This window comes from Cytophagales bacterium, from assembly GCA_033344775.1.
In the GTDB taxonomy this organism is placed as follows: domain Bacteria; phylum Bacteroidota; class Bacteroidia; order Cytophagales; family Cyclobacteriaceae; genus JAWPMT01.
The window spans coordinates 1,456,856-1,468,041 of sequence record JAWPMT010000004.1 but is presented as its reverse complement, the minus strand read 5'-3'; the positions used below and the strand labels follow the sequence as shown (position 1 = coordinate 1,468,041).

Below are 11,186 nucleotides of genomic sequence, written 5' to 3'. Positions count from 1 at the left end.
CATCTGAAAGAGGTTTAGAAACCAAGATAACAGGCTGTGCATCAATATACCCCTTATCCAATTTCTGCTTAGGATTAGCATTTGCTTTTGGGACTATTTGCATAAAACTTCAGAAACAAAGATTGATTGCGATGATAGCTAGCAGAGTGTTGGTGGTTTTCGAAGATTTCATAACGGAGGAGTTTTCACTGAAGATAAAAATCATTTCTCATTTAATGGGCGTCAGTCCTAAAACCGATGGAAACTTGGCATAAAAAAAGCCCCGAAGGGCTGATTAGTCTCTTTCAATGTGATGGACTATTTCTCACTCTTGGCGTTTTGACCTTGAGTACTGGCCCGCCCTTAATCTGTCTGAGTTGACTCTTTTCAAGCTTTCTCATAGTTGTAAAATTTAGTTGAGTAATGAAGTTATTTAAAAGCCCCGAGGGGCTTGGATTAAGATTAACCCCCACCTTGACTGACTCTCAACATTGGGGTTTTCCCTGCTTTAACGGACTGAGCTTGTTTCACATTCAGCTTTTTCATAGTTGTAAAATTTAGTTGAATAAATAATTGATCGATCAGGACCAATGAATCCGGATCAGAAACGTTCGTCCCCATTCAGGTACCAGTTCGATATTTATTAGTTATCTAATAGTACTTGACCTCCTGGGTTAGTTCGACTGCCTGCTTTGATTGATTGTAATTGCTTCGCATTCAGCTTTTTCATAGTTCTAATAATTTAGTTGAGTAATGAAGTTGTTTAAAAGCCCCGAAGGGCTTGGATTAACCTATTTCAGGTCATTGTTTGATGGTCAATTTAGGACCCCCTTTAACAGACTGTGCTTGTTTCGCATGTAGTTTTTTCATAGTTGTAAATTTTTAGTTGAGCAAATAAGATACACAACAATAGACAGAGTTCAAAGCTGATAGGCTCTGAATTAGCTAAAATCCAGGATAATATGGATTGCTCGACAACAGCCGAGCTTTGCTGTAGGGATTAAAAAAAGCCCCGAAGGGCTTAACTCATCATCCACCTGTTGGTTGTCCGACTTTCAATTTAGGACCTCCCTTCACAGACTGCAATTGTTTCACATTTAGCTTTTTCATAGTTGTAATATTTAGTTGAGATATGACTAAGGCAAATAACATACCCAATTCAAATACCGATCAAAATAAAGAGTATAAAAAAAGCCCTCCTGTACTCGCTCGGTTTTGCCCCGCCGTGTAGGCCGAGTGAGTCATATTTATTTAGGCTCAAGCCTAAAGAAGTAAGTCTGTGTTCTGAATTGGCTAAAAGCCAGGGATATATGGATCGCTCAACGAAGCCAAGCGATTGCTAAAAAAAGGAGTCTAATTTCTCACTAAAAATAAATTAAAATGAAAAATAGAATCGCAATAAAGGTGAAGATGTAAACGACGTAAGAGAAGGAATTTTTGCGAATCAGGAAAGCAATGGCCGATGGAATGAAAATTAGTGTCATCGTGCCGAAAAAAGTACCTACAGTGAACCAAACTTCGCTTATTCCTTCCACGCCGCTTGTTTTTGATGAGAGAGGTATGCTGGTGATCAATGATGCCATGATTGCGACTAAGGCAGCGATCTTATTTTTTCTAGTATTCATTTGAAGGAGAACGCCTACCCCAACTTCCTGATCATTTTCTCCAAAGTCTCCAAAATAAGCGTATATATAGGTTCGATCATGGGTTCTAATTTGGTGAAACTCGCTGTATCTCCTTCTTCTGCGGCTCGACCAATCATCATATAAGTCAACACTTTTTTCCTGAAGGTATCATCGAAAAGGTCAGCGTAGGGGTGGAGGATATTGATGCAAGTGGCAGTCCTGTTGGCAGCAGCTTTCTTCACATCTCCATCGTGTTCTTCGGGTACGATTTCGACCTTCTTGACAGCTGTTAAAAGCTTTAGGAGAATTTTCTTTTTGTGTTTCTTATTCATGGTGTCGTATGCTGATCGCCAAAGAAAGCAAGAAAATTTATTTTGTCATGCTGAGCCTGTCGAAGCGTGACAAATTATCCTTCCTTTTCTAACGATTTGACTTTGGCTTGTAGTTTCTCGACTGCTCGCTGACTGATCAGCAATGCGATAAATGTGAAACCAAAAGCGGCCCAAAGAAAAGTAGTATGTCCGATGAAATGGGCAATCCTTAACAGTGCCAAAATGATGATGATGAATGCGCTGCTTCGTTGAATGACTTTGTTGCTTTTTAATAAATCCATGGCCAAAAGTTAAGGAGAAACTTCCAGATCGACGAGCTGTCGATACTTCTCTGTGTCAGATTGTTCTACAGCTACACGTAGTTCCTGAGCCCAGGGTGATTGCATATTGCGGGCCTCGTCACGGTTCAGGATCTTGAAGATCTCCCCAGCCTGATAAACTTGCAATTTTCTCAGCTCTTGGGCTAATTCCTGGACCAGGTTCTTTTCTTCGTGAACCACCAAATTGTCCTCAATCCCTACTGGCTCCTGGATTGTTTTTATCGGCAGGGTAAAGGTAAACGTACTTCCTTTCCCATGTGTAGACGTGACCTGGATGTCTCCATCGTGTGCTTCTATAGCCAGTTTACAAAAGGTAAGTCCAAGACCTGTTGACGTGACATGTCCTGTTTTTCTGGCGTCGGTTTGCCAGAACTTTTCAAAAACATGTGGGAGGTCATCTTCATGAATGCCTGAACCGTAATCAACGATACTAATGGTCAGGAAGTCGTTGGAAGTTTGATTAGAGGTGATCTTGATACTGGATTGACCGCTGGAATACTTGATGGCATTGGTCAGTAAATTAACTAGCACCCGGACAATGAGACTATCATTGCAATGCACCGCAGGATTGTCTTCCAGCTCCCGTTCAATGGTCAGGCCTTCGGAATAAGCGAGTAATTCTACCTGTAGCACTGCTTCGGAGATCAGTTTCTGGATCGAATGTTGGGAAGGGTTGAGGTGGATCTGTGCTTCCTCAAATTTTTGAATGTCCAGCATGTTGAGGACCAGACTCAGCAATTGCCCACCAGACTGATGAATTTGTTTCATCTTTTCTTCCGACTCGTTTTCAGACAGCCCCAGAATCACATTCAGGCTGTTTTTCATGTCATGTGCGATCATGTGTGTCAGGCCATCCTTGAAGCTGGAAAGCTCCTGCAATTGTTGGTTGCTAAAGGCCAACTGATTGGCTTGCTCCTGGATGTGGGCATTGTCTTTTTGCTTGGTCCGATAGGATCGGTAGAAGCTGATGGCCAATAAACAGACCAATCCGAATCCGGCAAAAGCACTGTATTGGATGACGCGCTGTTGCTGCAATTTGTTGTTCAGTGAAAGTTCCGTCTTTTCTTGTTCGGCCACCAAAGCGAGGCGCTCTTTCTCGGCTTTGTGTTCCTGATCTACGATGGTGAATTCCTGCGTTTGTGCTTCCGATCTTAGGCTATCATTCAATGTTTTGAAAAGTTCCAGGTGTTTGAGAGCGAAGGTCAGATTGCCGCTTTTTTTATGAATGCGATACAGCAGGTCATTGATCTCTTTATCAAACTCCATGTTGACTCCCAGGCTATCACTCCAACTCTGGGCCGTGTTGGCATAAGCTAGAGCGCGGCGAGCCTGTGATTTTCTGAGCAATAATTCTGCCTTGCTTTTATTGAGAAAGAAACCTTCAAAAGCCAATTGCTTTACTTTTTGTTGGACTAGTCCTGAATCGGCATAAGCTTCGGAACGTTCATAGTCTCCCATGTCGAAATACAGATCAGACAAGCGGCTTTGGATATAAATGATGTCCACTTCCAGATCTAGATTACGGGCCATTTTAAGACTCTTAAGGTAGTAGAAGGCTGATGAATCATAAAGATCAAGCGACTTATACACGTCTCCCAATTCATAAAGTAAATTGATAGCTCTGGAACCATCTCTGGTCATATAATTATCGTGTGCCTGTAAATACAATTTTTTGGCTTGTTGATAATCATCACGCATGTACAACAACGAAGCCAAAGCGAAATTAAGGGTCGCAATGGCCTGATCTTTTTCAGGGCTGTTGTCCATGTTAGAAATGGCATCTTTTCCTTCCTGAAGGCTGATCAGGGATTTTGCGAATTCTCCTTTGCCGCGATAAATGAAAGACAAGTTGCTTAGGGAAACGGAGATGATATCAATATCTCCTAAGGCAATCCCAATTGCTTTCTGTTTTTCTATGTAGTATGTAGCAGAATCTTGTTCACCCAAATAGAAGTAGGCCGCTCCTATTCTGCCCATCACACCTCCATAACGATTGCTATCAGCTGCCATCAATGCGGCATTTGAAGTCATTCGAAACTCGGTCAGGCTCTTTTCAAAAGCTCCGGCAGCTATATAAGCAGCACCGGCATCTGTACCTCGTCTGGTAAATGTCGACCAGAGTTTGTTTTTCCACGATTCGGGCATTTCAATAGCAAGCAAGCTGTCTTCCTCCGCTCGTGCTTTTTCATACAAAGCAATGGCTTCCTGAAGTCCTGTTGACTGACTGGCTAATTTGGCTTTGAAGTAGGCAGCATAGGCAACCGCGGGTACATAACCCTCCGACTTAGCGAGTGTTTCTAATGATTGAATAACAAGTTGGGCACTGTCCGTATTCGTCTTGTAAACTTTGAAGAATTGTGAATTCAGCGAATCAGTAAGCGCAACGTAATCTTGCCCATGTCCGAAAATGCTGATCAGACACAGGATACTAAATAAAAGACTTCTCATGAAAGGCGGTAAGTCGAGTATGCTGTTGGAAAAGTAACTATGCGAACATTGAATTCAAAGTAAGTCCTGATGAATGGACCATCATTTTATTCATGGATCAGCCTGCGGCTTCCAGATCCACCAGTTGACGGTACTTCTCTGTGTCGGACTGTTCCACGGCCATGCGGAGCTCCTGAGCCCAGGGTGATTGCATATTGCGGGCCTCGTCACGGTTCAGGATCCTGAAAATCTCTCCAGCCTGATAGACTTGCAGTTTTCGTAGTTCCTGTGATAATTCTTCCACCAGAGATTGCTCCTCCTGAACCACCAACTTGCCTTGCGAGGCTTCTGGTTCTGCCATTGTTTTTAAAGGAAGAGTGAAGGTAAAGGTGCTTCCCTGACCATAATTCGAGGCTACATGAATATTTCCGCCATGTGCTTCAATGGCCAATTTACAGAAGGTGAGCCCTAGTCCTGTAGAAGTGACTTGTCCACTCTGCTTTGCTTTGGTCTGCCAGAATTTATCAAAGACGTGTGGCAGGTCATCTTCGTGAATGCCTGAACCGTAATCAATGATGCTGATAGTCAAGGTGTCTGTGGAATTTTGACTTGAGGTGATCTTGATACTGGATTGACCTCTGGAATACTTGATGGCATTGGTCAGTAAATTGACCAGGACCCGTACAATGAGACTTTCGTTGCAATGTACCAAAGGGGCATCATCCAGCTCCCGTTCAATGGTCAGGCCTTCGGAATAAGCGAGTAATTCTACTTGCAGAATGGCTTCTGAAATTAGTTTCTGGATCGATTGCTTGGATGGGTTCAGATGGATCTGTGCCTCTTCAAATTTTTGAATATCCAGCATGTTGAGGACAAGGCTCAGCAATTGCCCACCGGACTGATGGATTTGCTTCATCTTTTCTTCCGACTCATTTTCAGATAGCCCCAGGATCACATTCAGGCTGTTTTTCATGTCGTGTGCAATCATGTGCGTCAGGCCTTCTTTGAAGCTGGAAAGCTCCTGTAATTGTTCGTTACTAAAGGCTAATTGATCTGCCTGCTCCTGAATGCGGGCATTGTCAAGGCGTTTTCTTCGGTAGGATCTATAGAAGATCACCGCCAAAATGATGAAAAGTATACCACCTCCAATCGTAGCATATTGAATTGCTTTTTGTCTTTCCAGTTCATCGTTAAATGCGAGTTCTTTCTGCTGTTGTTCAAGATCTATTTCTTTTTTCTCCCGATCAAATTCATATTGCATCCTTAGCTCCGTAAGTTTCTGAATGGAGTTCTCGTTCAGGATGCTGTCTTTCTGTTCAGAATAAAGTTTATGGTAGGAGAAGGCATTTTTGAAATCACCTTCCTGATAAGCGATATCTGATAAAATCTTTGCTGCGTCACTGATACGTTGACGGTTCATCTGAGCCTCCGCATTTTTTAAGGCCTCCCGGGCATGTTGTTTACTGCGTGTCAGGTCACGCTGATGAAGATAAACGGTGGCCAATCCCAGACTTGCAGGAGCCAGGACACGGGTCAGCTGGTGTTGTTTGCCAACCTTAAGGGCTTCTTGAAAGTAATATTTGGCGCTATCATACATGTCCAGCTTCAGGTAATTGTCGCCAATGTCATCAAAGAGCGTGTTGATTTTACTGAGTTGACCCTGGCTTTCGGTCAGAGCAAGCGCTTTCAGGTAATAATTAGTTGATTCACGATAATGCCCTTGTTCGCTGAGCAGTTCGGCTACATGACCATAGCCAACCGCCAGTGCTTCCCGGTTATTTTGCTCAATACCTAATTTGATGCCTTTTTGAAAATATTCCATGGCCAGTTCATATTTTTTCTGGCGCATGTAGATCATTCCTACACTGCCATACACGTAGAAAATGCGGCTGTAAGACTGATAGGCCTCCAGGATATCCAGGGATTTTTGATAATGCTCCAGTGCTCTTGGAAGATCACCTTGTCGTTGGTAGATGCCACCGATGTTGTTCAACTGGGTAGCCATCCCCAATTCATTGTCGAAACTTCTGTTAATGTTCATTGCCTTGCTGAAGAACTCAGAGGCTTTGTCCGGATCACCCATCATGTCGTAGACCTGCCCGATGTTGCTGTAGGGTGACTTTAATTCAAAAGTTTTGTGCGTTTGTTGATAGGCGGTGATGCTTTTGTGCAGATCAGCCTTACTCTCCTCGAGATTCCCGGATTTGGCTTTGACGATTGCAATGGTATTGTAAGCAAGCGCCACACCATGATGATAGTTGATTTTTAGAGCAAGGGCCAGGCCGTCCATGACATCCCTTTCTGAAGCGATGTGTTCTCCCATTTTTTCATAAATGGCCCCGCGTTCCAGGATCAGCCGACAGGTACCAATGTCATATCCAATTTCCTCACTGATTTCCAGTCCCTGCTTGAGGTATTCCATGGCCCGGTCGAAGTTGCCTAATCGATCCTGGGCATTGCAGAAATTGAGCATGGCGCGTGCTTTTCCGAAAGGGAGATTGGCTTTAACACTCAGGTCGTGAATCGCCGTATCTAATTGTGCAGCTTCCTCAGACTTACCGAAGAAGAACAATGTTTCAGAGAGCTCGATCATTGCCGCCAGACGACTGGAATCTCCTTCAGCTTTTGCCACAGCATCTCGCCACTGACGAATCGCCATGTTTTCAGTGTCTTGCCCGTGTAGTACCAGACAAGCCAGCATAAGTGTGCCAATGAGCATCAAGCAGGATCTTCCCATAAGACTAAAATACTATTCAATAGGTGTTAGAGTCAACCTTTTAGTGAGGGATTGAACTGTATGCCGCCCAATTTCACACCTTCCATGGAAGAACCATGTTTTTGATCCTTCTTTAGATTGGTAAAAATCGATTTAAGTCTCGGGATTTTCTACGAGTTGTAGCCCAACTGTATCCAGCAATTGACTGAACCGGGGTTCTGAGCGGATAGGTCGCCAAATTGGGCTGAGGTGTAAGAAAATAACTGCACCGATCTTATCTGTTACACATCGCTCAAGGAAATCGATAGCTTCTTTTTTTCTACCCATTCCTGTATACAAAATAGCAAAACTCATGTGGAAAGATTTATCTTCTTCATTTCCGGCATCAACTTGCAGCTTCTTTAAGTATACTTCAGCCATTTTAAGGTCACCTTTTAATCCATAGGCGTAACCCAATTGTGCGTAAGGCTTTAAGGCATGAACTGAATCTTCGGACAGGAAGGATTCAAAAATAGAAATGGCTTTTTCATAATCTTTTAACATCAAATAGGCCCAACCTTTGAAATCCAGCGCCACTTTAAAATCCGGATCTTGTTCCAGTAACCAGTCATAAATGGCAATAGACATCTTATAATCTCCCATTAGATAATAAGAATCGGCAAGTGTACGGTTGTTTGTCAGTGAAAGTGGATCGATTTCGCGGGCCTTTTGTATATAGGTAATGGCGGATTTCACTTTTCCTTTGATCAGGTAATAAAGACCATAAGTAACATTAGCTTCGGAAGACCTGGGATTGATTTCCAGCGCCTTTTCCAGGTGATTTCTACCTCTTTCAAAATTCCAGTAAAAGAAAAAGTCTGCAAAGGCTAAAGCGACGTAGCCATCCTCATTTTCCGGATTCAATTCCAGCACCTTGTTAGCCGTGTCTACTGTTTTTTGAAAGCCTTCTTTCGGCGGTAGATACCTAGTCACTGCAAGGAGCGAATAAGCACGAGCTAATCCTCCGTAGGCCTGATCGTAAAGGGGTTCGAGTTCCAAAGCTTTCAAGAAGGCTTTCTCGGCGAGTTTGGCATCACCAGGAGTCCACTTGTTATAGTAAAACTGACCTTGTAAATAGTAGTTGTAGGCTTCCAGAGATACGGTAGGTTCTGATCGAATCTCAGCGTGTTCATCAAAGGAGAACTTTTCACTTAATTCATTGGTGATGGTTTGTGCTACTTCGTCCTGAAGGTCAAAAGTGTCTACCAGCTCCCTGTCAAAACGTTCCGTCCATAGTTCATAACCATCTGACGTGCTACTCAATTGAGCATTGATCCGGATACGATTGCCTGATTTTTTGATACTGCCTTCCAGCACTGATTGTACCTCCAACTCCTTACCGATTGCCCGAACATCGAGATGTTTCCCTTTCAATGAAAATGAGCTTGCTCGTGAAACCACCTTTAATCCTTCCAGATGTGTTAATTCTGTAATCAATTCTTCAGTAAGGCCATCACATATATATTCAGTATTCGGATCAGGACTTCTATTGACAAAAGGAAGTACTACGATGCTTTTGACACGTTCTTTTACCTTGCCTTTGAGGTCACTCCGGGAAGGGACAACCAGTCCATCATTGGTCAGTGCATAAATCTCTACCGGGCGTTTGACGTTTTTTAACTCAAATTCACCCATCAACGAAGGCTTGAAAGCAGAATGATTCTTGATGTCATCAAATACTTTGTCTGAGATCATGACAGAACCAGTCGTAGCAAAAGATTCTATTCTGGACGCAATGTTGACACCATCACCATAGACACCATCTTCCTCAATGACCACATCACCGCTATGGATACCAATTCTCAGCGGAATTTTACTGGTGATTGACGCTTTTTGGATATTTACGGCAGATGTAGTGGCTGATATTGTGCTATTGAAAACAGACAGAGCCCCATCTCCATAGTATTGTAGCACTTGTCCGTCATGTTCGGCAATTTCTTTTTCAAGGATTTTTCGATGACGATCTCTAAGCCCTTTGGCATTGATCTCATCATCTTGCATGATGGCGGTATAGCCCGCCAAGTCGGTGAACATGATTGCACTAAGCTGTCGTTTCGCCATCATTCTTGTTTTTCTTTTCAACCATAAAAAAGGCAATGCCCGAGCTCACGAATGCTAATACAGCACTCAGCAACGCGACAATCTGATAGGTGCTAATGAATCCCCATATAAACATTTTGTTGATCTGAAATTGGAGGTTTGTTGCTAGCTGTTCAGGGGCCCTAGCCTCTCCGAATTTAGCTGCTTCAATCACAATTTCAGATCGAATATTTTCCTCAAACTCGAAGCGATCCATGACTTCTGCAACGTAGTTGGTGAAGATCATGATTGCTACAGCTCCCATGATGGCATTGATGAACGTACTTGCGATCCTAGTTACACTGTTATTGATTCCGGAAGCTATACCCGATTTGCTGACGTCCAGGCATGTCATCACAGCGGATGTTAGCGGTACCACCGTTATGGCCATGCCGAGGGCAAAAACGACTAAGGGAGGAAAGAAGGTGGTCCAGTATTCCGATGGCCCTAAAGTATTTCCGATCATGGACATCCAAAGCATGCCCAGGCCGGTAAGGGCAGGACCAATGATAAGAAATGGACGCGCACCGTAACGATCCGTCAAACTTCCCATTTTCCTGGCCAAAGAAACCATAATCACAGAAAAGGGCAGGAAGGTGAGTCCCGCTTCCAATTGCGAATATCCTTGTGCCTGTATCATGTTGAGGGAAAGGAAAAGCATGATAGCGCCCAATCCGGCATAGAGGAAGAAGCTAAGTAAATTAAGTCCTGCAAATGTTCTGTTATGGAACAAGCTCAAGGGCATCATTGGGGCATTTGCATGTCGCTCAATCTTTAAGAAAAACAAAAAAGCCAGGATTCCGAAGATCAGACTTGCGATCACCACTGGATGTTGAAACCCCCATTCGGGCATCTCCAGAAAACCAAAGGTGAGACAAGCCAGGCTTACAACAAGCAAGGTGGCACCCCACCAATCTATGGTCGCGGCTCCGGGTTCACGGCTTTCCGGCACTTTTAGATGCAATACCAACCAGGAGAAAATGCCTAAAGGCACATTTATGTAGAAAATGAACCTCCAAAGACCTATATCAGCCAGCGCTCCTCCCAATACCGGACCACAAATTCCAACAATGGTCGTGGCTGCCGACCAGGTGCCAATGGCTTTGCCCTTCTCTTTTTCGCTGAAAATAGAAGAGATGATTGCCAGACTTCCTGGAATCATCAGGGCACCACCTGTGCCCTGGATCATTCGGAAAATAATCAGAGATCGGATTGAGGGAGATAAACCACAAAGAATTGAGCCGATTGTGAAAATGAGGATGCCAATTTTAAACATTTTAACCCTTCCTAGTTTGTCACCCAGGCTGCCCCCGACAATGATTAAGGCAGAAAGCATCAATAAATAGCCGTTGAGTACCCAGAAAAGATCAGTCGCATTGGCCCCAAGGTCTCGCTGCAAGGAAGGAAGGATCACGTTGAGTGCCGTAGCATCAATAAAGGCCATGCTGGAAGCCAATATCGTTGAAATGATGGTCCATTTTCCGATGGTGCTCTTCAGTGAATGATATTCATTGGTTTCTGACATGTACTCAAGTTAGGCAAATCACATGGACAAGACGAATCAATGAATTCAAATAGGACAGGCCTGTTTAATTTTTTGAAAAAGGATCTAAAACAGCCTTTTAATAAACAAAAAAAGACTGCCTAAGCAGTCTTCATTCTTGGTTGG

At 43.5% G+C, this 11,186-nt stretch carries 7 protein-coding genes; 1 reads left to right on the top strand and 6 read right to left on the bottom strand.

Features of this window, described 5'->3' with window-relative positions:
• The first annotated feature begins 1,446 nt into the window (after positions 1-1,446).
• Positions 1,447-1,608, top strand: coding sequence for a hypothetical protein (locus R8G66_15165; protein MDW3193709.1), 162 nt, complete (start codon positions 1,447-1,449; stop codon positions 1,606-1,608).
• A gap of 10 nt (positions 1,609-1,618) precedes the next feature.
• Here the strand turns inward: R8G66_15165 and R8G66_15160 are convergent, their stop codons facing one another.
• The 6 genes from R8G66_15160 to R8G66_15135 all read right to left on the bottom strand — a co-directional run bounded on the left by R8G66_15160 (position 1,619) and on the right by R8G66_15135 (position 11,042).
• Positions 1,619-1,936 (bottom strand): hypothetical protein, encoded by a 318-nt coding sequence (locus R8G66_15160; protein MDW3193708.1) that lies wholly within the window; start codon positions 1,934-1,936, stop codon positions 1,619-1,621.
• A gap of 74 nt (positions 1,937-2,010) precedes the next feature.
• Positions 2,011-2,217, bottom strand: coding sequence for a hypothetical protein (locus tag R8G66_15155; protein MDW3193707.1), 207 nt, complete (start codon positions 2,215-2,217; stop codon positions 2,011-2,013).
• 9 nt (positions 2,218-2,226) lie between these two features.
• Entirely contained in the window at positions 2,227-4,704 is a 2,478-nt protein-coding gene (locus R8G66_15150; protein ID MDW3193706.1) for a HAMP domain-containing sensor histidine kinase, read from the bottom strand.
• Positions 4,705-4,801: 97 nt separating this feature from the next.
• Positions 4,802-7,420 carry a tetratricopeptide repeat protein gene (locus tag R8G66_15145; protein ID MDW3193705.1) on the bottom strand — a complete coding sequence of 873 codons (2,619 nt, stop codon included), beginning with the start codon at positions 7,418-7,420 and terminating at the stop codon, positions 4,802-4,804.
• A gap of 132 nt (positions 7,421-7,552) precedes the next feature.
• Positions 7,553-9,502 carry an adenylate/guanylate cyclase domain-containing protein gene (locus tag R8G66_15140; protein ID MDW3193704.1) on the bottom strand — a complete coding sequence of 650 codons (1,950 nt, stop codon included), beginning with the start codon at positions 9,500-9,502 and terminating at the stop codon, positions 7,553-7,555.
• Positions 9,480-11,042 carry an MFS transporter gene (locus R8G66_15135; protein ID MDW3193703.1) on the bottom strand — a complete coding sequence of 521 codons (1,563 nt, stop codon included), beginning with the start codon at positions 11,040-11,042 and terminating at the stop codon, positions 9,480-9,482. The genes R8G66_15140 and R8G66_15135 overlap by 23 nt, the downstream gene beginning before the upstream one ends.
• Positions 11,043-11,186: the final 144 nt, after the last annotated feature.

What these genes read in the sequence shown, in the direction of transcription:
- R8G66_15165 (MDW3193709.1), top strand. Translation starts at nt 1,447, where the DNA reads ATGAAAATTAGTGTCATCGTGCCGAAAAAAGTACCTACAGTGAACCAA.
- R8G66_15160 (MDW3193708.1), bottom strand. Translation starts at nt 1,936, where the DNA reads ATGAATAAGAAACACAAAAAGAAAATTCTCCTAAAGCTTTTAACAGCT.
- R8G66_15155 (MDW3193707.1), bottom strand. Translation starts at nt 2,217, where the DNA reads ATGGATTTATTAAAAAGCAACAAAGTCATTCAACGAAGCAGCGCATTC.
- R8G66_15150 (MDW3193706.1), bottom strand. Translation starts at nt 4,704, where the DNA reads ATGAGAAGTCTTTTATTTAGTATCCTGTGTCTGATCAGCATTTTCGGA.
- R8G66_15145 (MDW3193705.1), bottom strand. Translation starts at nt 7,420, where the DNA reads ATGGGAAGATCCTGCTTGATGCTCATTGGCACACTTATGCTGGCTTGT.
- R8G66_15140 (MDW3193704.1), bottom strand. Translation starts at nt 9,502, where the DNA reads ATGATGGCGAAACGACAGCTTAGTGCAATCATGTTCACCGACTTGGCG.
- R8G66_15135 (MDW3193703.1), bottom strand. Translation starts at nt 11,042, where the DNA reads ATGTCAGAAACCAATGAATATCATTCACTGAAGAGCACCATCGGAAAA.